At 61.4% G+C, this 23316-nt stretch carries 22 protein-coding genes and 1 pseudogene; 19 read left to right on the top strand and 4 right to left on the bottom strand.

What is annotated here, in order from left to right:
• Nucleotides 1–155: 155 nt before the first annotated feature.
• From ACS5Q0_RS19340 to ACS5Q0_RS19330, 3 genes are read left to right on the top strand one after another with little or no spacing between them, the layout of a single operon-like run.
• Nucleotides 156–617 (top strand): tripartite tricarboxylate transporter TctB family protein, encoded by a 462-nt coding sequence (locus ACS5Q0_RS19340; protein ID WP_473128280.1) that lies wholly within the window; start codon nucleotides 156–158, stop codon nucleotides 615–617.
• Nucleotides 618–621: 4 nt separating this feature from the next.
• On the top strand, nucleotides 622–2121 hold the full coding sequence (locus ACS5Q0_RS19335; protein ID WP_473128279.1) for a tripartite tricarboxylate transporter permease: 1500 nt from the start codon (nucleotides 622–624) through the stop codon (nucleotides 2119–2121).
• 22 nt (nucleotides 2122–2143) lie between these two features.
• Nucleotides 2144–3115 carry a Bug family tripartite tricarboxylate transporter substrate binding protein gene (locus tag ACS5Q0_RS19330; RefSeq protein ID WP_473128278.1) on the top strand — a complete coding sequence of 324 codons (972 nt, stop codon included), beginning with the start codon at nucleotides 2144–2146 and terminating at the stop codon, nucleotides 3113–3115.
• 116 nt (nucleotides 3116–3231) lie between these two features.
• Here the strand turns inward: ACS5Q0_RS19330 and ACS5Q0_RS19325 are convergent, their stop codons facing one another.
• On the bottom strand, nucleotides 3232–4056 hold the full coding sequence (locus ACS5Q0_RS19325) for a GntR family transcriptional regulator (protein WP_473128277.1): 825 nt from the start codon (nucleotides 4054–4056) through the stop codon (nucleotides 3232–3234).
• Between the two features lie 195 nt (nucleotides 4057–4251).
• Here ACS5Q0_RS19325 and ACS5Q0_RS19320 point away from each other — a divergent pair, with 195 nt between their 5' ends.
• The 4 genes from ACS5Q0_RS19320 (at nucleotide 4252) to ACS5Q0_RS19305 (ending at nucleotide 8131) form a co-directional block, all read left to right on the top strand.
• Nucleotides 4252–5172: an isocitrate lyase/PEP mutase family protein gene (locus ACS5Q0_RS19320; RefSeq protein ID WP_473128276.1), complete on the top strand. Its 921-nt coding sequence runs from the start codon at nucleotides 4252–4254 to the stop codon at nucleotides 5170–5172.
• Between the two features lie 19 nt (nucleotides 5173–5191).
• Nucleotides 5192–6595 (top strand): 3-isopropylmalate dehydratase large subunit, encoded by a 1404-nt coding sequence (gene leuC, locus ACS5Q0_RS19315; RefSeq protein WP_473128275.1) that lies wholly within the window; start codon nucleotides 5192–5194, stop codon nucleotides 6593–6595.
• Nucleotides 6595–7209, top strand: a complete 615-nt coding sequence (gene leuD / locus ACS5Q0_RS19310; RefSeq protein WP_473128274.1) for a 3-isopropylmalate dehydratase small subunit — start codon at nucleotides 6595–6597, stop codon at nucleotides 7207–7209. The genes leuC and leuD overlap by 1 nt, the downstream gene beginning before the upstream one ends.
• Before the next feature lie 409 nt (nucleotides 7210–7618).
• Nucleotides 7619–8131 (top strand): hypothetical protein, encoded by a 513-nt coding sequence (locus tag ACS5Q0_RS19305; protein ID WP_473128273.1) that lies wholly within the window; start codon nucleotides 7619–7621, stop codon nucleotides 8129–8131.
• Nucleotides 8132–8178: 47 nt separating this feature from the next.
• On the opposite strand, the gene ACS5Q0_RS19300 is transcribed toward ACS5Q0_RS19305, so the two are convergent.
• Entirely contained in the window at nucleotides 8179–9249 is a 1071-nt protein-coding gene (locus tag ACS5Q0_RS19300; protein ID WP_473128272.1) for an NAD/NADP octopine/nopaline dehydrogenase family protein, read from the bottom strand.
• A 243-nt stretch (nucleotides 9250–9492) separates the two neighbouring features.
• Here ACS5Q0_RS19300 and ACS5Q0_RS19295 point away from each other — a divergent pair, with 243 nt between their 5' ends.
• The 12 genes from ACS5Q0_RS19295 (at nucleotide 9493) to ACS5Q0_RS19240 (ending at nucleotide 21021) form a co-directional block, all read left to right on the top strand.
• Nucleotides 9493–10068 carry a helix-turn-helix domain-containing protein gene (locus tag ACS5Q0_RS19295; RefSeq protein WP_473128271.1) on the top strand — a complete coding sequence of 192 codons (576 nt, stop codon included), beginning with the start codon at nucleotides 9493–9495 and terminating at the stop codon, nucleotides 10066–10068.
• A 96-nt stretch (nucleotides 10069–10164) separates the two neighbouring features.
• A complete protein-coding gene (locus tag ACS5Q0_RS19290; protein WP_473128270.1) occupies nucleotides 10165–11361 on the top strand; it encodes a glycine C-acetyltransferase in 1197 nt (398 codons plus the stop codon).
• A 25-nt stretch (nucleotides 11362–11386) separates the two neighbouring features.
• Nucleotides 11387–12415 carry an L-threonine 3-dehydrogenase gene (gene tdh, locus ACS5Q0_RS19285; RefSeq protein WP_473128269.1) on the top strand — a complete coding sequence of 343 codons (1029 nt, stop codon included), beginning with the start codon at nucleotides 11387–11389 and terminating at the stop codon, nucleotides 12413–12415.
• A 193-nt stretch (nucleotides 12416–12608) separates the two neighbouring features.
• Nucleotides 12609–13706 (top strand): extracellular solute-binding protein, encoded by a 1098-nt coding sequence (locus ACS5Q0_RS19280; protein WP_473128268.1) that lies wholly within the window; start codon nucleotides 12609–12611, stop codon nucleotides 13704–13706.
• A 60-nt stretch (nucleotides 13707–13766) separates the two neighbouring features.
• Nucleotides 13767–14762: an ABC transporter permease gene (locus tag ACS5Q0_RS19275; RefSeq protein ID WP_473128267.1), complete on the top strand. Its 996-nt coding sequence runs from the start codon at nucleotides 13767–13769 to the stop codon at nucleotides 14760–14762.
• Nucleotides 14762–15562 carry an ABC transporter permease gene (locus ACS5Q0_RS19270; RefSeq protein WP_473128266.1) on the top strand — a complete coding sequence of 267 codons (801 nt, stop codon included), beginning with the start codon at nucleotides 14762–14764 and terminating at the stop codon, nucleotides 15560–15562. Before ACS5Q0_RS19275 ends, ACS5Q0_RS19270 begins: the two co-directional genes overlap by 1 nt.
• Nucleotides 15562–16632 (top strand): ABC transporter ATP-binding protein, encoded by a 1071-nt coding sequence (locus ACS5Q0_RS19265; RefSeq protein ID WP_473128265.1) that lies wholly within the window; start codon nucleotides 15562–15564, stop codon nucleotides 16630–16632. The genes ACS5Q0_RS19270 and ACS5Q0_RS19265 overlap by 1 nt, the downstream gene beginning before the upstream one ends.
• A gap of 43 nt (nucleotides 16633–16675) precedes the next feature.
• Nucleotides 16676–18151 carry an NAD(P)-binding domain-containing protein gene (locus ACS5Q0_RS19260; protein WP_473128264.1) on the top strand — a complete coding sequence of 492 codons (1476 nt, stop codon included), beginning with the start codon at nucleotides 16676–16678 and terminating at the stop codon, nucleotides 18149–18151.
• A gap of 48 nt (nucleotides 18152–18199) precedes the next feature.
• The gene (locus ACS5Q0_RS19255; protein WP_473128263.1) at nucleotides 18200–18703 is read left to right on the top strand and encodes a CMD domain protein; all 504 of its coding nucleotides are present in this window, start codon (nucleotides 18200–18202) and stop codon (nucleotides 18701–18703) included.
• Nucleotide 18704: 1 nt separating this feature from the next.
• Nucleotides 18705–19283 (top strand): peroxidase-related enzyme, encoded by a 579-nt coding sequence (locus ACS5Q0_RS19250; protein WP_473128262.1) that lies wholly within the window; start codon nucleotides 18705–18707, stop codon nucleotides 19281–19283.
• A 15-nt stretch (nucleotides 19284–19298) separates the two neighbouring features.
• Nucleotides 19299–20657 (top strand): MATE family efflux transporter, encoded by a 1359-nt coding sequence (locus ACS5Q0_RS19245; protein ID WP_473128261.1) that lies wholly within the window; start codon nucleotides 19299–19301, stop codon nucleotides 20655–20657.
• Entirely contained in the window at nucleotides 20596–21021 is a 426-nt protein-coding gene (locus tag ACS5Q0_RS19240; RefSeq protein WP_473128260.1) for an outer membrane protein, read from the top strand. The genes ACS5Q0_RS19245 and ACS5Q0_RS19240 overlap by 62 nt, the downstream gene beginning before the upstream one ends.
• A gap of 160 nt (nucleotides 21022–21181) precedes the next feature.
• On the opposite strand, the pseudogene ACS5Q0_RS19235 reads toward ACS5Q0_RS19240, so the two are convergent.
• Nucleotides 21182–21742 (bottom strand): annotated as a pseudogene (locus ACS5Q0_RS19235) (transposase); the annotation flags it as partial.
• Nucleotides 21743–21867: 125 nt separating this feature from the next.
• Nucleotides 21868–23316 (bottom strand): penicillin-binding transpeptidase domain-containing protein (locus tag ACS5Q0_RS19230; protein WP_473128259.1); only part of this gene is annotated, 1449 nt, incomplete at its 5' end.

Genomic DNA, 23316 nt, shown 5'->3' with positions numbered 1-23316 from the left:
AACAGTTTGTGAAAAATCCGTTCGTTCCGCTCCCAGCGGCAGCCCCTATGTTATCCGACTAAAGGGCCATTTGCAAAACCGCTTGCTGGCCTGCATAGATGTACTAATGTCATGACAACTTGCCCGCTTTGGTTTGGAAAACAGAGGCATTGCAGATGCGGTCAGATTTCTCCATGAAACTCCTGCGGGCACTCTCCGGCGCGGGTCCATTCTTTGTCGCCGCAGGTACGATCACCCTACTAGCGGTGTGGGATTATCCCACCGGAACGGCCATTCGAATGGGGCCGGGATATTGGCCTCGGCTCCTCGGATTCTTGCTGATCGGCCTCGGAACACTCATTTGGGTCGCCGAGGCGAGACACGTTGAGGAGACTCCGGCCCGCATTCCGATTCGCCCCATCATCTTGATTTTCGGGTCTATCATCGCGTTCGCTCTCGCGGCCGAACGGCTCGGGCTGGTTGCAGCCATCACGGTGTCGGTGTTCCTGTCCGTCTTCGCCCGCCCCGGCGCCCGCCTCACCGAGGTCCTGATCCTCACGATGGGGCTCGTGATTTTCTCGGCCCTTCTCTTCGTGGAGATGCTCGGCGTGTCCCTCCCGCTGCTGCCGAACTGGTAAGATAATGGAAGATCTTCTCCCCAACCTCGTCACGGGTTTTGGAGTCGCGCTGACTCCGGCCAATCTCTTCTTCGCTTTCGCGGGTGCGCTCGTCGGCACCCTTATTGGCGTTCTGCCCGGCGTCGGGCCGATCGCCACGATCGCGCTCCTTCTCCCGCTCACCTACCATTTCGAGCCGGTCAGCGCCTTGATCATGCTCGCGGGCATCTATTACGGCGCTCAGTATGGCGGCTCGACCACGGCGATTCTCATGAACCTGCCAGGGGAGAGCGCCTCTGTCGTCACATGCCTCGACGGGTATCAGATGGCGCGGCGCGGACGGGCCGGAGCCGCCCTGGCGATCGCCGCGCTGGCGTCCCTTTTCGCAGGCTGTCTCGCAACGCTTGTTCTCGCCGCGGCGGCAACGCCGCTGACGGAAGCCGCGCTCCTGTTCGGGCCGGCCGAATATTTCTCGCTCATGGTCCTGGGGCTCGTCGCTGCGATCGTCCTATCCGAGGGCTCCGTGCTCAAGGCTCTGGCGATGATCGCGCTCGGCCTCGTTTTCGGCATGGTCGGCACCGATACCACCACGGGCCTGCAGCGCCTGACGTTCGGAGTCCTCGAGCTCTCGGACGGGATCAGCTTCGTGCCAATCGCCATGGGCCTGTTCGCCGTACCCGAGATCATCCGGAACATCGTGCAGCCGGAGGAGCGCAGCGTCGCCAAGGTGTCCTTCGGCAAGCTCTGGCCTAGCCGCGAGGAGTTCAGGTTGGCCTGGCCCGCGGCCGTGCGCGGAACCGGACTTGGGGCCCTGCTCGGGATCCTCCCCGGCGGCGGCGCGACTCTCAGTTCCTTCGCCGCGTACGTGATCGAAAAGCGCCTGGCGCGGGATCCGTCGCGGTTCGGCCAGGGTGCGGTCGAAGGGGTCGCGTCTCCCGAAGCCGCCAACAATGCCGGAGCGCAGACCTCGTTCATTCCCCTGCTGACCCTCGGAATCCCGGCCAACGCCGTCATGGCGCTCATGGCAGGAGCCCTGACGATTCACGGCATCCGTCCGGGGCCGAGCGTCATCTCCGAACAGCCGGAACTGTTCTGGGGTCTGATCGCCTCCATGTGGATCGGCAACGTGATGCTGGTCGTCATCAACTTGCCCCTGGTCGGCGTCTGGGTGAAGCTGCTGACGGTTCCCTATCGCTGGCTCTACCCCGTGATCCTGGTGTTCTGCTGCATCGGCGTCTACAGCGTCAACAACAGCACTTTCGAGATCCTGCTGCTGGTCGCCTTCAGCGCCCTCGGACTGCTCCTGTACCGCCTGCGCTGCGAACCGGCGCCATTACTTCTCGCCTTCGTGCTCGGGCCCATGATGGAGGACAATCTCCTTCGCGCCATGCGCCTCTCGCGCGGCGACCCGACAACGTTCGTCACGCGTCCGCTTAGCCTTGCGCTGCTCCTGGGGACCCTGGCGCTGCTGCTGCTGGTCGTTCTCCCGACAATCAAGAAAAAGCGCCACCAAGCCTTCGGCTAAATCTCGTAAAAGGAGGAAACACATGAACCTTTGGAAACCGCTCGTCGCAGTGGCACTCGCCGCCTGCGTTCCGCTTGTGAGCGCGAACGCGCAGGGTGACTGGCCTACCAAACCCGTCCGCATTATCGTCCCATTCCCGGCTGGCGGAGCGACGGATGTCATGGGCCGAATCGCCGCGGAAGCGCTGTCGCAGAGGCTCGGCCAGCAATTCGTCGTCGAGAACAAGGGTGGGGCATCGGGCGCGATCGGCGCCGAGGCCGCCCAGAAGTCCGCGCCGGACGGCTACACGCTGATGGTTGCGACTCCGGCCACGCAGGTGACCAACCAATACCTGAAGGCGAAGCTCCCCTATGAACCGGAGAAGGGCTTCGCCTCCGTGGTGCTGCTCTCACGCAGTCCCGTCCTTCTCGTTGCCCATCCGTCGGTGAAGGCGAACTCCGTCGCGGAGCTGCTCGAACTCGCGCGCAAGGAACCGGGCGCGATCAACTTCGGAAGCTCGGGCGCCGGCGCGACCAGCCACCTGGCCGGAGAGCTCTTCAAGTCCATGGCCGGCGTCGACATCGTGCATATTCCCTACAAGGGAGCCGGCCCTGCCATGACCGATCTTCTCGGCGGCCATGTGGAGCTGATGTTCGACAACTTGCAGACGGCGGTTCCGCAGGTTCAGGCGGGCAAGCTCAAGGCGCTGGGCATCACGTCGGCGACTCGCGAAAAGAGTCTTCCGGACGTTCCACCGATCGGAGACACTGTTAAGGGTTACGAGGCGTTGAGCTTCTTGGCTCTCGTAGCGCCTAAGGGAACGCCTCGCCCTATTATCGATACGATCAGCAAGACGATCCAGGAAGAGTTCGAAAAGCCGGAACTCAAAAAGCGCCTGAGCGATCTCGGAATCGAGCCGGTCACCAGCACGCCCGAGGAGTTGGATACCTTCCTGGCCGCCGAGCGGGCCAAGTGGAAGAAGGTCATCGAGACAGCGAAAATCACCGCGGACTAGGACGTTGGACGTGAAAAGTGGCATCCACTTTTCACCGACGCGCTGTCCCTCGTCATGGCTGGACCCGATCCGGCCATGACGAATGAGACAGAGCCCGCACTCCCGCCGAGAATGCGCTACGTTCTCCGACCTGGCTCCCGCGCGTCGCCCGCATCGGGAGCCCAAACCTGGCTCTCTGCTCCAGCCACCCGGAGCATGCTCATCTCGTACTCGTAGAGATCGGGGCGATAGAGAACCTCGATATACTCGACCACACGGCCCTTCTCGTCCCGGACCTGGCGTTTGACGGCCAGCAGCGCCGAGCCAACCTCCACCTCAATCAAGGGTGCCACGATGGTATCCGCGAGCTTCGCGGTGATCGTTTGATCGGCCCGCGCCACGGTGACGCCCGCCTCCTCCAAGAGAACGAGGAGCGGCTTCTTGCCGAGATCTGCCTTACTGAACGTGCGGCCGATCGTTTCCGGAACATAGGTGGTCAGATAGGAGAAAGGTGTGCCTTTGAGCCGCCTCACGCGCACGGTTTTCTGGACAACCGTTCCGATAGGAATCTCCATGGCCCGGGCTACTTCGGTCGAGGCCGCCACATATGCGAAGGACAGCACCTGAACCGATGTCTTGAGGCCCATCGCCAGAAGGTTCTCGAGCAGACCTCTCAGGTTGCCGCGCAGCGGCTCCTGTCGCAGGGGCGGCTGCGGGTAGGTCCCGGATCCCCGGCGACGGGAAATCAGCCCCTCGTCATCGAGCCGGTCGAGCGCTCGCCTGATGGTGATCCGAGAGACCGAAAACAGGGATGCGAGTTCGTGCTCGCCTGGCAATGGCTGTCCCGGCGGGTACGTGCCCTCGACGATCTGCTGCTTGAGAACGACGTAGACCTGATGATGGCGCGGCGACAGCAAGCCGGATGGGCTTTCGCCTCCCGGAGGGTTCGAGTGAACCGTCATTGCCCAGCACCTCCCCATCGAGCGGCATCATCTTAAACAAGGCACACCGCCAAGACCAATCCGGTAGCAGCTGCCCGCGAACAAGAAAATGGCCGGCGACCTATACCAAATGCCAAGCGCGGCTCCGCACCCGCTCATCTTGTCTAGTTGTTATGCCCATAGTACAAGTTGCGAAGCAAGGAACGAGACACCGTCGTGAGCACCAAATATTCCCTGAGAAGCCGCCTCGCCCAGAACCCGCCGCTCCTCTGCCCCGGCGTTTTCGATGCCTTGAGCGCTGCCTTGGCCGAACAGGCTGGCTTCGAAGCCGTTTATCTCTCGGGGGCCTCGCTGGCCTATACGCGGCTCGGCCAGCCGGACATCGGACTACTCGGGCTGACGGAGTTCGCAGACGCGCTTTTCCGGATTCGCGACCGCATCGAAATCCCAATCATCATCGATGCAGACACAGGCTTCGGAAACGCCATCAACGTCAAAAGGACGGTCCGCACGCTGGAGCGCAGCGGCGCGAACGCGATTCAGCTCGAGGATCAGTCCTTTCCGAAGCGCTGCGGCCACCTGAAAGGCAAGGCGCTCATCCCTCCCGCCGAGATGGCGGGTAAAATTCGGGCTGCCGTCGATGCACGGCAGAGCGAGGATACCCTGATCGTCGGCCGGACGGACGCGATTGCTGTCGAGGGGCTGAACGCGGCCTTGGATCGCGCCGAGATGTACCTCGAGGCGGGCGCTGATGTCCTTTTCGTGGAAGCGCCTCGCAGCATCGACGAGATGAAGTCCGTTCAGGCGCGGTTCGAGCCCCGCGTTCCTCTGCTTGCGAACATGGTCGAGGGCGGAACGACACCCGTGCAGTCATCGGGCGATCTGGCGCGGCTCGGGTTCCGCATCATTATCTATCCGGGCGCCCTGGTCCGCCTCCTCGCGCGGACGATGGGCGAGTTTCTCGGCCAGCTGAGAGCGTCCGGCACGACCGCCGCCTACAGCGATCGCATGTACGATCTCACGCAGCTCAACGACGTGATTGGCACCACGGCCGTTCTCCGCGACGGCGCGCGCTACGATCCCGCGAAGGGGGACGAAGAGAAAGCCGATGGCTTCGTCGCGAAGCTGGCCTCGTAGGTTGAGTGAGAGTGCGTCGATGTCCGCTAAAACTCAGTTCGACAAGCTTTGGGACAGCCATGCGATCGTCACGCGCGAGGACGGGCAGACCCTCTTATGGGTTGACCGTCATTTCGTCCATGAGGGCTCGTTTCATGCCTTCAATAAGCTGAAGGAGCGCGGCACCGGTGTGGCCCGTCCGGATCTGACATTCGGCGTCGCCGATCATTACGTGCCGACGCGCCGGTCCGGACATTCCATCGATCCGGCGATTCTGAGTATGGTCCGGCAGCTGGAGGAGAATACGTTCGGCCATGGCGTGATGCTCTTCGGCCTGAATGATCCGCGCCAGGGCATCGTCCATGTGGTCGGCCCGGAGCAAGGGCTGACGCTTCCCGGCTTGCTCGTCGTCTGCGGCGACAGCCACACCTCGACCCACGGAGCCTTCGGCGCCTGGGCGTTCGGCATCGGAGCCTCGGAAGTGGCCCATGTCCTGATGACCCAAACCCTGTGGCAGAAGAAGCCGAAGCGGATGCGGATCACCGTCGACGGAAAAATCCCTCCCGGCATCACGGCGAAAGATATCGCGCTCTCGATCATCGCCACGATTGGAGCTGACGGCGCGCAGGGCCACGCGGTCGAATATGCCGGATCGGCGATCCGGTCCTTGTCGATGGAAGGACGCCTGACTCTCTGCAACATGTCCATCGAAGCGGGCGCGCGGTGCGGCATGGTTGCGCCCGACGAGACCACGATCGACTTCCTTCGCGATTTGCCCTTCGCGCCGAAAGGCGAGGCCTTCAACAGGGCTGTGGAGGACTGGATGCGGCTGTCGAGCGATCCGGATGCGGTGTTCGACCGTGACATCGTTCTCGACATGTCCAATATCGCGCCCGTCGTGACATGGGGGATCAGCCCGGAAGAGGCGCTGCCGATCACGACGACGATTCCCGATCCGGACAGCATGCACAACGACGGCAAGGCGCAGCAGATCCGCAACGCTCTCGACTACATGGGCCTCAAGCCCGGCCAGAAGCTCACCGATATTCGCATTGACCGGGTCTTCATCGGTTCGTGCACCAACAGCCGGATCGAGGACCTTCGCGCGGCCGCTCTGGTTCTCGCCGGACGAAAGTCCAAGGTCCCGGGACTCGTGTCGCCCGGCTCGACCCTGGTCAAGCAACAGGCGGAAGCTGAAGGGCTCGACCGGATCTTCCGAGAGGCCGGTCTGGAGTGGGCAGAGTCAGGCTGCTCCATGTGCGTTGGCATGAACGGAGACATCGTCCAGCCCGGTGAGCGCTGCGCCTCCACCACCAACCGGAACTTCAAGGGGAGGCAGGGCCCCGGCTCGCGAACCCATCTCATGTCCCCGGCCATGGTCGCGGCTGCCGCCGTGACGGGCCGTCTCGCCGACGTCCGTGCTTTGATCGAGGAGCGCTCCTGATGCAGCCCTTCACGCACCTGACCGCGATTGCGTGCCCCATGCCGTATCCTAATATCGATACGGATCAGCTGATCCCGGCCCGATTCATGAAGCGCTCCCGGGCTGAGGGCTATGGCGGCTACCTGCTCCACGACATGCGGTTTGACAGCAACGGGGCGGAGATTGCAGGCTTCCCTTTGAACCGACCAGAATTCAGGCAGGCGCACATCGTTGTGGCGGGGAGGAATTTCGGAGCGGGCTCCTCCCGGGAGGCCGCCGTCTACGCCCTGGTCGATTATGGAATCCGATGTGTCGTTGCGCCGAGCTTCGGCGACATCTTCGCGTCCAATGCCGTCAACAACGGCCTGCTTCCGGCGCGTGTCGGAGAGCAGGATGCGGAGACTCTGTTTCGAGCGATCGAGAGCGGCGTTTCTGCGTTGCGGATCGACCTTGAGATCCAGACGATCACTGCGGGCGATCTGGTCGTTCCCTTCGCAGTCGATCCCGTCTGGCGCATGAAGCTTCTGAACGGCTGGGACGATATCGACCTGACCCTCAGCCACGGGAATGTGATTGAAAGATTCGCCGCAGAAGATTTCAACAGGCGCCCCTGGGCTCAGATCTCTCGATCCTGACGGCGGAGGTGCAGTTGCGTTAACTCGGGCATGAGTGCGAACTGTGCCGCTCTACTGGCAAAACCCAACCCATCTGAAGCATGCGCCGTGTCACGCGCATATGCTGCGCCCAGGCTTTGTCTGGTCCAATCACAAGCCGCTCAGAATGCTCCCACTCGGAAGCGCAATAATTTTTTCTCGGAGCCGAGAGGCGCATTTATCCTTACTGCTACCACTAGCCGTCGAATCCTCCTGAGCACCATCCTAGGCCGCTGTCCTGATAATCAAATCCCTTGGCTGGGCCTGGCCACTACTGCGCTCCACTACGAACAAGATCATGCTCGCTCCAGGGGATGCCATACAAAACATCCTGTTCTTAATAATGGATTTTCCTGTTTACAGGAAGAAAAATCCTTTATATTGAACAGATATGATGCTGACGCTGCCCCAAGAACGATTTGATGCATTTGATGATCAATGCTCCCGGTGGGCAGGATGCTCGCAGGCACTCGCAGAGCAACTCAGCAATGCCCACCGCTTCGCCATCCAGCGCGTCCGGCTTCGCATCTCCGATACGTTCGAGGGGCAAACGGGCGAGGAGGAAGCATTCTGGTCTGCCCTTCTGGGCCTGACAGGACAGGATCGCGTTCCATTTTGCCCACAACACACTCGAGGTGTCATTGGTCAATTTGAGCGCTTGCAGGCTATCCGCCTCAACAATAAGAAACTCATCAGGTTCAATCCTCAGACCGATATTATCCTCATCAAGATTGATCCCAGACAGGCCGCCCGAAGAATCTGCGCCCTCGCTTGGGGCGAGAACGGAGCCATTCTCGATATGGTCTCGTGTCTCATTCCTCCGCCTTCACACCCGCCAACGAGGCTCACTCTGCCACGACGCACCGAGGAGGCAGCCTCGTTCCCGCTGCCAATTCCCGCATAGCGCAGCAGGATATGTTGATCCTGCTGCGAACGGCGGCACGCCGTGTGTCAGAAGCCGCTGTGGCAAAGCCTCTGCAACTGCTCGAGGGAGCAGCTATCGAGATCGAGTGCGGGTAATAGATCGTTGTCTCTCGTTAAGTCGCGCCCATACGCCGCCGAGAACAGATTAATACCTGCCTCGTGCAGGGTTGCAGGCGCACCGGCCATTCGCCCGAGAAGAGCAGTCGGCACCAGGCCGAAGGGAACATCCTCCAGAATGTACCGGCTGTTCACAGTGGTGGGGCCGAAGCCTCCACGACCCTGGCGGTGCATCTCCTGATTCATCTCTGACACGCTGCCCATGGGCACATGGAACGAGAGTGAGAAGTGCTCCTTCACGGTGCGCACCGACAAGCCAAAGGTCTTTGCAATGGCCAGACGCTCCTCGTCGAGTGCCTCGATGAGGCGTCCGACGGTGGGTGTGACATTCTCGCCTTGGCCCCACACTTCGCCGCGCTCCATGCGGGTCAGGTTCAGGAGTGCGATCGCGAGATGGTTCTGAGGATTGAGGTTGCTCAGGGCGATCGCAAGCAGGCCGTCGCGCTTGACGAAGCGATCGCCGAAAAGCGTGGTGCACAGCGCGTGCCCTTCGGCGATGGCGCTCTGCGGAACTGTCGCGAGATCGACTTTCTGGCGTACGGTGGCCACGAATACCTCGGTTGGACTTTTCTGCCGACCGGTCGTTACGGTAGTGCCCCAAACAATGATCGGCGCGCGTACACCGCGTGCGGCAAGCAACTTCGAGAGATACAGCGCGCCGAACGAGGCATGCGAGCTGATGATGACCGGCTGCCCTTCGCGGATATGGGGTGCCGCCGCCTCGAACACACGCTTGTGACCGTAGCCGGGCAGGGCGATCATGACCGCGTCAGCAGTCTCGACGGCCTCAGAGCAGCTCCGGGCAATACGCGGCGTGAAGGTCCCCTCGACCGCATTGGTGGCCATCAGAGGCTTTCCTGCGGCAAGCTCCTTGGTGCGCTCCCCAGAGGGCGACCAAAGCATGGGGTCGTGTCCCGCCTGCGCAAGATAGGCAGCCGCCCCATAGGCTATAGCGCCCGCTCCAAGAATACTCACCCGCATCGACTTCTCCTCTTCCGTTGGTTTTGGTGCCGCTCGGCACGTATCCGCGCCTTGCAGGGCGTGTATGCTATCAGCTGGATTCGTGCCCAGCTTGCGAATGCCTCTGAGAGATCTTGATGCCATCCGCAATCCACGAAACTGGATTCGTCCATCCGCAGGTCTTCTTTATTCTGGATGGATAGTATATCTATATTGGCCTATGGTTGAAATTCCATTTTCCAGGACGTGGGAAAGTTAACCTGCATGGCTGAAGAGATCAATACGCCGCAGATCGGCCCAATCATCCAGCGTCACAGGAAGAGCCTCGGGCTGACACTTGAACAACTGGCAGCGCTGTCGGGTGTCTCGAAATCGATGCTGTCCCAGATCGAGCGGGGGCAGGCCAATCCCACGTTCGCCGTGCTTTGGGGTTTAACAAGGGCGCTCAAGATCGAGTTCTCGGATCTTCTCGCCGGAAAGTCCGTGCCGCATTCGTCCGATGATACGATCGAGATCGTGCCGGCAACGCAAACACCGGAGATCCGCAGTGGCGACGGATCCTGCCGGCTTCGTATCCTTAGCCCTGCACGCCTTGCGGGACGCATCGAATGGTACGAGGTCGAAATCGCCCCGTCCGGGATGCTGGACAGCGGGCCGCACGCAACCGGGGCTTTCGAGCATTTCACGGCGCACACGGATGGATTCGAGATCACGAGCGGCCACGTCACACGTTCGCTCAAGGCGGGAGAGACGGCGCGCTATCCAGCTGACGTGCCGCATCGGATCCGTAATGTGCTCAACAAGCCGGCTAAAGGATTGATGATCCTCCTCTATCGATAAACTTTAGGGAAGGTGACAGAAAATACTCTGGATCCAACTTGACACGTTTCCGTTATAGTGGAAATATCCATTATATTGAAAGCGTGGAGAGCGGATGTGAGGTTCCTCGATCACCTGGCCGACCTTCTCAAGGACATCGAGGCAGAGGGACTCTACAAGCAGGAGCGCCTCATCACGGGGCCTCAAGGCGGACGGATCGACGTCGCCTCGGCGGGCGGGACGCGCAGTGTCGTCAATCTCTGCTCGAACAATTATCTTGGTCTCGCTGATCATCCCGACATCATCGCCGCTGCCAAAGAGGGCCTCGACAGGTTCGGCTTCGGCATGGCTTCTGTTCGCTTCATCTGCGGGGCGCAGACGCTGCATCGCGAGTTGGAGTGTGCCATCGCCCGCTATCTCGGCAAAGAAGATGCAATCCTCTTCGCAGCCTGCTTCGATGCCAATGGCGGCGTGTTTGAGCCATTGCTCGGCCCGGAGGATGCGATCCTCTCCGATGCGCTCAACCACGCGTCGATCATTGACGGCATTCGCCTGAGCAAGGCCAAGCGCTATCGCTATGCCAACGGCGACATGAACGCCCTCGAGGACAGCCTCAAGGAGGCCGTTGCTGACGGGGCGCGCTTCAAGCTCATCGTGACCGATGGCGTCTTCTCGATGGACGGATACATCGCCAACCTGCCTGCGATCTGTGATCTCGCCGAGCGCTACGATGCGCTCGTGATGGTGGACGATTGCCACGCTACCGGTCATCTCGGTGAGGAGGGTCGCGGAACGCCCGCCCTTACCGGTGTCGGGGACCGGGTGCACATCGTGACCGGCACCCTCGGCAAGACCCTCGGTGGAGCAATGGGCGGCTTCGTTGCCGCTGCGCAGCCGGTCATTGACATCCTGCGCCAGCGGGCTCGGCCATATCTGTTCTCCAACAGCTTGGCGCCAGCTGTTGCGGCGGGCTCGCTGCGCGCGATTGAGATCGCGAAGAGCGCCAACGATCGACGCGCCACGCTCGCTCGCCATGCGGAGCGCTTTCGGGGTGCCATGGCAACGGCCGGCTTCGAACTTCTTCCCGGTTCGAGCCCCATCATACCGGTGATGCTCAATGACGCGCGCCTATCGCAAGACATGGCGCGTTCGCTCGACGCGCGCGGCGTCTACGTTGCAGGTTTCTTCTTTCCTGTCGTGCCGAAGGGGAGGGCGCGCATTCGCACGCAGATATCGGCCGCGCTCAGTGACGCCGATATCGACTATGCCGTCGATGCCTTCAAGGATGCCGGCAAGGCGCTCGGCATTATCTGATGATGGCCTTAAGGAAACAGGTTCGATGAAAGCGCTCGTTAAAGCCCAAGCGACTCCCGGCCTCTGGCTGCACGAGGAGCCCGTCCCGACTATCGGACCGGAAGACGTGCTCGTGCGCGTGCGCAAAACGGGAATCTGCGGCACTGACATTCACATCTATACATGGGACGAGTGGGCGAGCCGCACGGTTGCGGTGCCAATGGTCGTTGGCCACGAGTTCGCCGGTGAGATTGTCGAGAAAGGCTCTGCGGTTCGCGATCTCGGTCTCGGCCAGCGCGTGTCCGGCGAGGGGCATGTGATCGGGATGAGGAGCCGGGCAGCCCGCGGTGGGCGGTTCCACCTCGATCCCGAGACGCGAGGCATCGGCGTCCACATTCAGGGAGCCTTCGCGGACTACGTCAAGATCCCCGCCTTCAACATCGTTCCTCTTCCTGACGACATTGACGACGAGATCGGTGCTATTCTCGATCCCCTGGGCAATGCCTTGCACACGGCACTGTCGTTCGACCTCGTGGGCGAGGATGTGCTGATCACCGGCGCTGGCCCTATCGGAATCATGAGCGCAGCCGTCGCGCGGCACGTCGGCGCTCGGCATGTCGTCATTACCGACGTAAACCCGAAGCGCCTTACGCTCGCCGCGGAGGTCGCCGACGTAGTGCCCGTTGACATATCCAAGGAGGACCTTGCCTCCGTCATGGGACGGCTTGGAATGAAGGAGGGGTTCGACATCGGCCTTGAGATGAGTGGCGCCCCCGCCGCGTTTGAGCAGATGGTCGATCATCTTGTCATGGGTGGAAAGATCGCGATGCTTGGCATCCCCGCGCGTCCTTTTCCGGTCGATTGGACGAAAATCGTGTTCAAGATGATCACGGTGAAGGGCATCTACGGACGTGAGATGTTCGAGACGTGGCATAAGATGCTTTCACTGCTGCAATCGGGCCTCGATGTAAGAAAGGTTATTACACATCGTTTCGACGTTGCGGAGTACGAACGCGCTTTCGAGGTCATGAAGAGAGGTGACAGCGGCAAGATCATCCTGAACTGGGCTTCCTGACGTGCACTACGTCGTGCGGAGCTCCTCCATTCGACGGGCCGGAATCAGGTCCGGTTTCTCAATTTGGCGCGGACGGCCAAGTTTGGGCTTGTCCCGCGCCGATCAGGTGGGCTTAAATCCCGCCTGCCTTTGGCCTATCCCGCGGCTCACGATCCGGAGGACAGGCCTCTTCAATAAAGAGAGGGGACATAAGATGGACGTCAGGACGACACGCAGATCCGCATTGAAGATCCTTGGTGGAGGTGCGCTCGCAGTGCCCTACATCATTCGCCCGCGGCCGGGCTGGGCGGCGACCCAGGTGCTCAACATCACGACCTACGACAAATTCCTGCCCAAAGAATTTCTCGACAAGTTCCAGCGCGATACTGGCATCGAAGTCCGCATCCGACTTACGGACGACCAAGGCAAGCAGTACAATCTGCTTACGGCGGAGGCGTCTAAGCCCTCCACGGACATCGTCACGGTCGCTGGCCACCGATTCGCGCAGTTTGTCGATTCGAAGCTGCTCGCTCCACTCGACACGGGGCGCATCCCCAACTGGAAGAACTTGATCAGCGTCTACCAGGATTCGCCCTGGCTGCGCATTAACGGCAATATCTGGGGCACGCCTATCCTCGCTGGTTACGAGGGGCTGGTGCGGAACACCGAACAGGTGAAGGACACCGACAGCTGGGGCGTGATGTTCGATCCCAAGTACAAGGGACTTACCTCGTACATCGTCGGTGACTTCCTTTCCATCACGATGCTCTATCTCGGGCATGACGGCGATTTCGTCAGCTACATGGGCAAACCTCAGGAGGCGCAGAAGGCGACCAACGAGGCTCGTGACTTCCTGATCAAGAATAAGGGCATGTTGCGCAAGTTCTATGATGCCGGCTCGGAAGTGCAGCAGATGTTCATCAATGAGGACATCTATCTTGCACAGGCCTGGTCTGGCCCCGCGGCCAAGTTGATCATGGAAGGCCACCCGGTCGAGCTGTCCGTGCCCAAGGAAGGCACCTACGGCTTCGTCTACACCCTTAATTTGGTGAACAACGCGCCGAATGCTGAGAACGCATACAAGTTCCTCGACGCGGTGCTTGCCTCGCCGGAGGTCGGCGCGTCCATGACTCGCCAGTCGGGCTTTGCCTCGACCTTCAGTGGTGTGGATAAACTGCTGAACGAGCGCGAGCGGAAGGCCGCGGCCCTGCCACAGGCCCAGGTCGAGCGCATCCGCTTCTTCAGCTCACAAAACCGCGACATGAAGAACGAGATGGTCGATCGCGCGTCCGCCGAGATCAAAGCCGCCTAAACATCCAAGCGCAGCCTCCGGTCACTCTTGCTGGGGGCTGCGGAACGACAAAACGGACGTATGACAGTGATCACTCAGGGCGCAACGACCGCCGCACATCCCCCGGACGAACCCCGTGCAGCTCCACGCTACGGATCAGTCTTTGGTTACCTAGCGGGCTCGACACTCTACCGCTCAACCATCGGTGCCGTCCTTGAGACGCGCATCGGTCGGCTTTTCTTACTCGTGGCTGTTCCCCTAATCTGGATCGTCGGGTTCAACCTTGGACCTCTGTTCCAGGTGATCCGTATCAGCTTCCTGGCGAACTATCCTCTGGAGGAGGGCGCCGAAGCAGCTTACACCCTTTCCAACTACACGGCTTTCTTCCAGGAGCCGATCTATTACATCCCCTTTATCCGCAGCCTGATCTTCTCGGCGCTGGCGACGGCGGTCACGCTGATCATCGTCTACCCGATCGCCTATTACATCGCCAAGATCGTCCGCCCGCAGCGACGCACCAAGGCTCTGCTGCTGCTGCTGGTGCCTTTCTGGGCGGGCGAGATCATTCGAACGTTCTCAGTCATCATGCTCTTGGCCAATCGCGGTGCCCTCAACATGCTGCTCCGCGAACTCGGGCTGATCGACCGGCCAATCCCCATGCTCTACAGCTATTTTTCCCTGAGCTTCGGCGTGGTCTATCTCATCTGCCTCTATATGCTGCTGCCGCTCTACTCGGCGATCGAGAAAATCCCCTCGCATCTGCTTGATGCCGCAGCCGACCTCGGAGCGGGTCCTTTGACTCGGTTCCGCAGGATCGTTCTGCCACTGTCGCGCGATGGAATTGTATCAGGCTGCAGCCTGGTGTTTCTGACCTGTATCGGTGTATTTGCAACGCCGATGCTGCTCGGAGGGCCCAACACATCCCTGTTCCCCGAGACGATCGGTGCCTTCTTCCACGGCGCGAGCGACAAATGGCCCATCGGAGCGGCTTTCGCCACTATCCTCTTAGTCGCCTCTTTGATCACGGCAGGACTTTTCATGCGGGTCATCGGCGATCGGACAGCGAGGCTCATGTGATGCGCGAGAATCCTGCCCTGGTCGATATGCCACGCATGCTGCTCACAGCAGCCTACTGGGCTTTCGTTCTCTACCTTCTCGCGCCTTTGGCACTGATGATGCTCATGAGCTTCAAGGACGCAAACTTCATTGCCTTCCCGATCGGGAAATGGACGCTCGACTGGTACGCCAAGTCACTTCAGGACCAGCAGTTCCTGTCCGCGTTCGCTTATTCTCTCCTGATCGCCATAAGCTCGACCGCTGCGGCCACGGTCATCGGGGTTTGGATTGCGCTCCTGATCTCCGCCGAGGGAATTTGGGCCCGGACCGTGATCTTCGCGCTTGCGTGCATCCCGGCAGTGGTTCCTGGCATGATCTCGGCCATTTCACTGCGCATTTTCGTCCGCACCATCGACATGCAGACGGGAACCGAAGCGATTATTCTCGGACACACGGTGCACGCCGTCCCCTTTGTCGTCGTCATGGTCCTTACACGCCTTCGCGCCATGCCGCGCAGCTTGGTCGATGCCGCACGAGACCTCGGTGCTGATCCCATCATCGCCTTCTTTCGTGTGACGCTGCCCTTCTTGTGGCCAGCAGTGATCGGCGGCATGATCTTCTGCATGCTGCTCAGCATCGATGATTTCGTCCGCACCTTCTTCCTCGGCGGCTACCAGGCGACCTTGCCGATGCTCATCTTTGCCAAGATCCAGGGGGGCATGTCGCCTGAGATCAACGCAATGGCGACCCTTGTCCTGGTGACGACCGCCGCCGTCGGCCTCTACGCCGAGCATTTCACCCGCAGTTCGAGAGCCCGCTGATGGAACCGATCGTCCATTTCGACAATGTCACGAAATTGTACGGCCAGTACAAAGCCGTAGATGCCCTGGATCTCAAGATCGAGCCTGGAAAGTTCGTGACCCTGCTCGGTCCATCGGGCTGCGGCAAGTCCACGACCCTGCGCATGCTCGGGGGCTTCGAGATCCCGAACTCCGGCCGGATCCTCCTCGGCGGCAAGGACGTGACGCGCCTTCCTCCCAACCGGCGCAACGTGAACATCGTGTTCCAGGATTATGCCCTGTTCCCGCACATGACGATCGCGCGCAATATCGCTTTCGGAATGGAGCTTCAGGGCCGGAAGTCGGACGAGATCCATCGCCGTGTCACGGAACTGCTCAATCTCGTCCAGCTCGAGGCATTCGCCGACAGGATGCCTGCACAGCTCTCCGGCGGCCAGCGCCAGCGCGTCGCCCTGATGCGGGCACTCGCGCCCGATCCCCAGGTGCTCCTGCTGGACGAGCCTCTGAGCGCCCTTGACGCGAAGCTGCGTCAGCAGATGCAGATCGAGCTGAAATCCATCCAGGAGAAGACCGGGAAGACCTTCCTGTTCGTGACGCACGATCAGGAGGAGGCCATCACGATGTCGGATCAGATCGTTGTGATGAACCAGGGGAAGATCGAACAGATTGGCGACCCGCACACGCTTTACGGTAGGCCGCGCAGCCGCTTCGTGGCGAATTTCATCGGGGAGACCAACTTGCTCGAGTGTATCGTCGAAGGGGCCGACGAGCGGAGCGCTGCGCTCAGGTGGGCCGGGGGTCCCATGCGCGCCGCCGTTAACGATGTCCACCCTAAATCGGGTGACCGCATACACGTGGCCATTCGTCCTGAAGCCATCCAGTGCTCTCCGGAAGGGCAGGCGGGTGTCAACAGCCTGCCCGGACGGGTCGACCAGCGCATCTTCAAAGGCAATCACACCTCCCTGAGAATTGAGGTTGCGCCGGGGTGCTATCTGAATGCCCTCGTGGATCCGGCCTCCTCGAGCCGGCTGTTGGATCCGCAGGTCTGGATACGCTGGAACGAGGACAGCGCCGTGATTCTCCACGATTAACGCGCCTTCGCGCCGCTACACCCACGACAGACCGAGGCGATACGTGACACATTCTCATCGTGACGCGAGCGACTGCGGCCTAGAGGCCCTTGGCGCTCGAGTAGAGCAGGATCTCGCTTACCTCAACTATCCGCCAGCGAACTGGCTTCCTACCACCACGCATTCCAGTGAACGGCCGGTCAGTGATGTGGTGGTGGTAGGCGCAGGGATGTGCGGCCTCGTAGCCGCCTTCGCCCTTACGCGTGCGGGTATTCGGAATCTGCGGATCGTCGACAAGAACCCCGAAGGGTTCGAGGGGCCGTGGATGACCTATGCGCGGATGGAGACGCTACGCTCGCCCAAACAATTGCTGGGGCCAGCCTATGGTGTGGCTTCGCTCACGTTTCGCGCATGGTTTACGGCGCAGTTCGGGACCGAGGCGTGGGAAGAACTCTTCCGCATCCCGCGCCCGATGTGGATGGATTACCTTCGGTGGTACCGTAGTGTGCTGAAGCTACCGGTGGAGAACGGCATTGAGGTGACGCGCATCCGCCCGCTCGACGACCTCCTCGAGCTTGAAATCGAGAATGGCAATCAGCCTGCCATCCTGACGCGCCGTGTCATTCTCGCCAATGGTCGTGAGGGACTGGGAGCACCAACGATCCCGTCGTTTGTGCGGGATCTTCCACGCGAACGCTGGTCCCATTCCTCGGACGAAATCGACTTCGCCGCCCTTCGTGGAAAGCGGGTGGTGGTTATCGGGGTCGGTGCCTCCGCGATGGACAACGCTGCTGTGGCGCTCGAGGAGGGTGCCCGTGAGGTCCGGCTTTTGGCGCGGCGACAGAAGATGCCGACGATCAACAAGCTCATGGGGGTCGGGTCCTACGGGATGACGGCTGGCTTCCCGAAGCTGAGCCCCGTGTGGCGCTGGCGCATCATGGACTACTCCTTCAAGCAGCAGACGCCTGCGCCGCGCAACTCGACCCAGCGGGTGAGCCGTCATTCCAACGCGTTCTTCCATTTTGGCTGCGGCATCGAGACGATGCAGGTGCGGGGCGATGAAATCGTCATCAGGACGCAGGCCGGTCGGAGCTTCATCACCGATCATGTGATCCTCGGCACTGGATTTTCGGTCAGCGCGACGAGTCGACCCGAGCTCGCCGAGTATTCGGACAACATTGCGACGTGGGGCGATCACTACACACCTCCAGCCCAGACAGGGAACGCTGATCTTGCGACCTTCCCCTGGCTTGGTGACGATTTTTCCTTCATGGAGAAAGTGCCCGGCACCGCGCCCTGGTTGCCAAAGATCCATTGCTTCAATTATGGCGCGACCCTGAGCCTGGGGAAGGTCAGCGGCGATATTCCGGCGATCAGCGAGGGAGCGGCGTGGCTTGCTCGAGGTGTGGCGGCCAGTTTCTTCGTATCCGACGTTGAACACCACTGGCAAGCTCTTCTCGACTACTCGCAGCCGGAGCTTCAGGGTGACGAGTGGCAAGATGCCGACGCCGAGAGTCCGGCGGACGTCCGGATTGTCTAGACGCCCCATTTCGGTCCCTCCCATCCGAGACGAAAGGAACATCTCATCATGGATCTAGGCGACCCTGCGGATATCATCGACAAGGCAGCGGGCCTCAACCCCGCAACGGGGGTGGGCATCTTGCGCCGCGAGCGTCCGGAAATCCTGCGCCTGAGCCAGACGAGCTACAGGGCCGCCTTGCATCCGGCTGATGCTGGTAACCTTTCCTACGTCGAACGTGCGGCGCTCGCATGCCGCATGGCCCGCCTCCTGAAGGATGATGCGCTAGCCGCCCACTATGCCGGTCTGCTCGGTGGTGAGGGGGCTGGCTCGTCCACGGCGACGCTCGTCGATCCTAGTATCACGAACGCCGTGGATGCGCGCACGAACGCGATCCTGCGCCACGTCGATCTGCTGACGCTTTCCCCTGAGAAGGCAACACGTGGCGACGTCGAGAGACTCATGTCCGCTGGCCTCACCGACCGGGACGTTGTGACGCTAACGGGTCTGATTGCCTTTGTGAACTATCAAGCCCGCGTGGCGGCGGGAATGCGCATGCTGAAAGGCGAATGAAATGGGCGATCCCGTGCACGAACTGACCCTCCAAACTCTGGACTGGCACCCCTACGTTACTCCGGTCGACCTGCAGCAAGCGACCCCGGAGCAACTCGATGTTTTAAAGGTGACCCCATCAAACACTAAGGTTTCTGCCTATCTGCTGGTGCTCGCTCAGGACGCGGAGATCCTGGCCGAGCGGACGCCGCTCTACAACGACATCATGTACAGCCGCGGTGGACTGTCACGTGCCGAGCGCGAGTTGGGCGCTCTCGCGGCCTCCGTGGTGAATCGCTGCATCTATTGCGCCTCGGTCCATGCCAACCGCTACATCACGTTGAGCAAGCGTCCCGATGTGGTCGAGACGATCTATCGCGAGGGGGCCGACGCCGAGTTGCCAGCCCGCGACCAAGCCATTTTCGATTATGGCGTCAAGCTGACGCGCGCACCTGGCTCTATCGACGCGGAAGACCTTGCTGCGCTGCGCGAGGTCGGCCTCAGCGATCTGGAGATCCTCGACCTGACCCATGCCGCAGCCATCTTTGGTTGGGCCAACCGCCTCATGCACACTCTCGGTGAACCGCGGCGGCAGGACTGATCCCCACGGCGGGTGATGTCTGGATTCCCGCAGCAGAAAGGTCGAACGGTGAGCGACAAACGAAGTCGATCTTTCGAAGTGTCCCACCAGGAGATCCTACGCATAGCCCTGCCGATGATGCTTGCCCATCTCTCGACACCGCTTGTCGGGCTCGTGGCGACGGGCGTTGTCGGGCGCGCGGGAGATGCCGCACTCATCGGCGGCGTGGCCTTGGCTTCCGTCATCTTCGATGTGGTCTTCGTGTCCTGCAACTTCCTGCGGGGGGCGACCACAGGCTTTACAGCCCAGGCTGTAGGCGCTGGCAACCGCACGGAGGAACAGAGCATGCTGCTCGGAGCCTTCGTAATCGCGGTAGGGGTGGGCGTCACGCTCGTGCTGCTGCGGCAGCCAATCGGAATTCTGGGCCTCGAGGTCCTTGGTGCGTCGGGAGCGGTCGCAGAGGCAGCAAAGGGGTATTTCGCGATCCGCATCTGGTCGGCACCGTTTGTTCTGTTCAACTATGTTGCATTTGGCTGGATTCTTGGGCGAGGGGAGGCGTTTCTCGGACTGATGCTGCAGACGCTGCTCAACGGTCTCGGAATCGCCTTAAGCCTGTGGTGGGTGCTGTATCTCGGATGGGGTGTGGAGGGGGCTGCTCTCGCCAGCGTCGTCGCGGAAGCTGTCACTACTGCGGCAGGTCTTGGCCTCGTCATCACGCGCACCAGCGCCGCTCACTGGAATCTCGCAGAGATCTGGAATACCCGGCGCCTGCGCCGTCTGGCGGCAGTCAACTCGGACATGATGGTGCGCTCGCTCGCACTTCTTCTCGGGATCTCGTTCTTCACGCGACAGAGCGCGGCGATGGGAATAGACATTCTGGCCGCGAACACCATCCTGCTCCGGTTCTATTCCGTTGCCATCTCCTTCCTCGACGGGATGGCTACGGCAGCGGAGCAACTTGCAGGCCGTGCGGTAGGCGCACGCTACCGCCCTGCCTTCGATCAAATGGTCCGACTCACCACCGGTTGGGGCGTCGGGATTGCGGTTGGCATCTCGTTTGCGATCGCCCTCACAGGGGGATTGGTGATCGATTGGATAGGGCCATCCAGGCCTGTGAAGCACATGGCTTATGAGTTCCTTCCTTGGGCCGTACTTCTCCCACTCGCCGGAGCGGTAGCATTCCAGATGGATGGCATCTTTATCGGCGCGACATGGTCGCGTGAGATGCGCAATATGATGCTACTCTCATTAGCCATATATCTCGCGGCTTGGGCAGTTCTGACACCTGCCTTCGGGAACCACGGGCTTTGGATGTCCTTCCTGATCTTCCTTGGTGCGAGGAGTATCGCGTTCAGACTCTGGATGCGCCGCCTCGTTCCTCGCACGTTCCCCTGATATCCGAGTAGGATGCGATCCTGCCGCGCGTATTTCAGAGGTCCTGCCATACTGGAAGCAGGGCTCGATCCGCGCTCGCGCCGGCTTCGCGTTTGATCGCGCTTTGATCTTCGCCGCCGGTGGTTTCGCCTTCGCCAGCCTCTCTGCCGGTATCGGCGCCTCCAATGATGACATGTTGACCGGCTGGATCCTCGGCGCTGGTATCGAGTATGCCTTCACCAACAACCTGACGACCCGTCTCGAGTACCGCTACACCCGCTACGATGGCGACAGCATCGTATTCGACACTACAGACTTCGGGGGCAGCGAGCTTGAGTTCCACACGGTGCGCGTTGGCGTGAGCTACAAGTTCGGCACCTACTAAGGTTCGTCACGTGAGCGACAGAAAAGGACCGGGGTTCCCCGGGCCTTTTTCGTTGGCTGGAAGGTAGAACGCGGGCAATTAGCGAGAATAGCATTCCTCGGCGAACTGCAGATGACGGCGACGATTGTGTGCGTCAAGTTCTGCAAAGCAGGGCGGCCAGTCAGATTGTCTGAGCGGCGTCGCGGAACTGATCCTTCTTGTGCTCTTTCAGGTCCTCCATGTTGACGTAGCGGCGCGCCTCAAGCCAGTTCTCATGCGTATTGACTGCCAGCGCTCGTACCAGCGGACAGCATGAGACCGCATCGGGGCAGATCCACACCACGTAAGTCCGTCGCCTGATCTCCTCGTTGGCGTGCTCAAGCATGTTGGTGCTATCGAGGTGCTTGTGGTGCCGGCGCTGCAGCCCGTAGAAGGTGAGCGTCTCTTCGATCGTCTCCTCGGCCCAGGGCACAAGGCGCAGGTAGCAGCCCTCTCAGTTGGCAGTCCAGGCCGCTAGATCGCGCCGGGCTTCCTCGACCGAGCGGCGGTCGCACAACCAGCGCAGCTCCTGCAGGACGTCATCATCGACCTTGCGCAGCAGGTGATCGAGCGCGTTCCTCAAAAAATGCATATAGCAGTGTTGATAGGCAGCCTCACTCAGCACCTCGCGGATGGCTGCCCGCAGCCCGGCATGGTCGTCCGCCACCACCAGTTCCACGCCGGAGAGGCCGCGGTCGCTCAGGCCGCGGAACCGAACACCTGAATAGCGATCCTCAGTTTTGTTGGGATGACGCCGGCTGTCATAGCCACCGCACCGGATCGTCATGCCCCGAACGACCGCATGCCGAAGCTGCCCCGGTCCGTCTGCTATCCCCCGCGTCGCCATACCCCAAGCCGAGCCGAGCGGGCCTGATCCTCTGCCGCCAAAAGCTCGTCCGGCGCATCCGGGGTCGCGCGGCCGCCACCGGCCGCCAGAATGATCGCCGACAGATTCTGCCCGCCAATCTGGCAGCGATGCACGCCTGAGGTTCCACTCTGGGTGCAGGCGATTTCGCGCCGCCTCAGAAAACGGGCGAGCTGTCGAGCCATGGCTCCACGCTCACCCTGGATCCCTTCCAGGCGGATGAGGATGCCGCCAATTGCCAAGGTTCCTGTGTCGAGCACCTCCGGCACGCCACGAAGGCTCTCAGTGGCAGAGGGAGCGGGTGAAGGCAACGGAAGAGGCGTAGCGCGGTCAGCACTACCGGCCACCTGAGTGACGGGAGAGGGACGCTTTCCCTTCGCAAGCACGGGTGTGGCGCGGGCCATGAAGTCGCGCCAGATCTGGGCCGGTAGATCGCCGCCCACCACCTTGTTCATGGGCGTGTTGTCGTCGTTGCCAACCCAGACCCCAACGGTCAGGTCCGGCGTGAAGCCGATGAACCAGGCATCCCGGTATTCCTGCGTGGTGCCGGTCTTTCCGGCGACCGGCACATTCGGCAGCTGCGCCGCCTTGCCCGTGCCCTCGCGCACGACCGCCTGCAGGAGGTCGAGCATCGCACCTCGGCTCTCGCCAAGTGCGCCAGCATTTGGCCGGGGAGCAGGACGTGTGGCCAAGGACTGCTGACCCGCTCCCTGAAGCGAGCTCACAGTGTAGGGTGCCAGAGCCTCATTGCCAGTGGCTACGATCCCGTAGGCGCGGGTCATTTCGAGCAGGGTCATCTCGGCCGATCCCAGCGCGAGGCTCGGCACGTTCGGCAGCTCCGACGTGACACCGAGGCGCTTGGCCGTCTCGATCACCGCCGGAATGCCGACCTCGTCTGCGAGCTGGACCGCCACCGTGTTGATCGACTGGGCGAAGGCCGTCTGCAGAGGCATCGCGCCCCGGAAGCGGCCGTTGGCGTTCTGGGGCTCCCAGTCACCGATCTGCGTCGGCTGATCGACGACGGTGGATCGAGGACTGTACCCGTTCTGCAAGGCAGTCAGGTAGACGAACAGCTTGAACAGCGAGCCGGCCTGACGCTGCTGCGCCTGGGTGACTCGGTTGAACTGGCTCGCCTCGTAGTCGCGGCCACCCACCAGGGCCCTGATCGCGCCGTCGGGCGAGAGTGCCACCAGAGCCGCTTGCGAAGCGTTTTTCTTCCGGCCTTCAGCTTCCAGCCGCCGCTCGATTACGCCTTCCGCCAGGCGCTGAAGCTCCAGGTCGAGAGTGGTGTGTCGGCCGAACTGAGAAACTGACCCCCTGACGAAACGAAGAACTGACCCCTCCTTGGCAGAGGAGGAATAGATGTCGACCGGGGTTTCAGTGGATCCTGCATTGTCGCGGACGATGCGGAG

The organism is Microvirga sp. HS2, assembly GCF_055792805.1.
Note: the sequence above shows the minus strand (reverse complement) of the source record. Positions and strands in the feature narration are given on the sequence as shown.

Bases quoted from the DNA above. Each gene is read 5' to 3' on its own strand.
- leuD (WP_473128274.1), top strand. From the start codon at position 6,595: ATGCAGCCCTTCACGCACCTGACCGCGATTGCGTGCCCCATGCCGTAT.
- ACS5Q0_RS19335 (WP_473128279.1), top strand. From the start codon at position 622: ATGGAAGATCTTCTCCCCAACCTCGTCACGGGTTTTGGAGTCGCGCTG.
- ACS5Q0_RS19265 (WP_473128265.1), top strand. From the start codon at position 15,562: ATGGAACCGATCGTCCATTTCGACAATGTCACGAAATTGTACGGCCAG.
- ACS5Q0_RS19300 (WP_473128272.1), bottom strand. From the start codon at position 9,249: ATGCGGGTGAGTATTCTTGGAGCGGGCGCTATAGCCTATGGGGCGGCT.
- ACS5Q0_RS19275 (WP_473128267.1), top strand. From the start codon at position 13,767: ATGACAGTGATCACTCAGGGCGCAACGACCGCCGCACATCCCCCGGAC.
- ACS5Q0_RS19305 (WP_473128273.1), top strand. From the start codon at position 7,619: ATGATGCTGACGCTGCCCCAAGAACGATTTGATGCATTTGATGATCAA.
- ACS5Q0_RS19340 (WP_473128280.1), top strand. From the start codon at position 156: ATGCGGTCAGATTTCTCCATGAAACTCCTGCGGGCACTCTCCGGCGCG.
- ACS5Q0_RS19325 (WP_473128277.1), bottom strand. From the start codon at position 4,056: ATGACGGTTCACTCGAACCCTCCGGGAGGCGAAAGCCCATCCGGCTTG.
- ACS5Q0_RS19280 (WP_473128268.1), top strand. From the start codon at position 12,609: ATGGACGTCAGGACGACACGCAGATCCGCATTGAAGATCCTTGGTGGA.
- leuC (WP_473128275.1), top strand. From the start codon at position 5,192: ATGTCCGCTAAAACTCAGTTCGACAAGCTTTGGGACAGCCATGCGATC.
- ACS5Q0_RS19270 (WP_473128266.1), top strand. From the start codon at position 14,762: ATGCGCGAGAATCCTGCCCTGGTCGATATGCCACGCATGCTGCTCACA.
- ACS5Q0_RS19250 (WP_473128262.1), top strand. From the start codon at position 18,705: ATGGGCGATCCCGTGCACGAACTGACCCTCCAAACTCTGGACTGGCAC.
- ACS5Q0_RS19245 (WP_473128261.1), top strand. From the start codon at position 19,299: ATGTCTGGATTCCCGCAGCAGAAAGGTCGAACGGTGAGCGACAAACGA.
- ACS5Q0_RS19255 (WP_473128263.1), top strand. From the start codon at position 18,200: ATGGATCTAGGCGACCCTGCGGATATCATCGACAAGGCAGCGGGCCTC.
- ACS5Q0_RS19295 (WP_473128271.1), top strand. From the start codon at position 9,493: ATGGCTGAAGAGATCAATACGCCGCAGATCGGCCCAATCATCCAGCGT.
- ACS5Q0_RS19330 (WP_473128278.1), top strand. From the start codon at position 2,144: ATGAACCTTTGGAAACCGCTCGTCGCAGTGGCACTCGCCGCCTGCGTT.
- tdh (WP_473128269.1), top strand. From the start codon at position 11,387: ATGAAAGCGCTCGTTAAAGCCCAAGCGACTCCCGGCCTCTGGCTGCAC.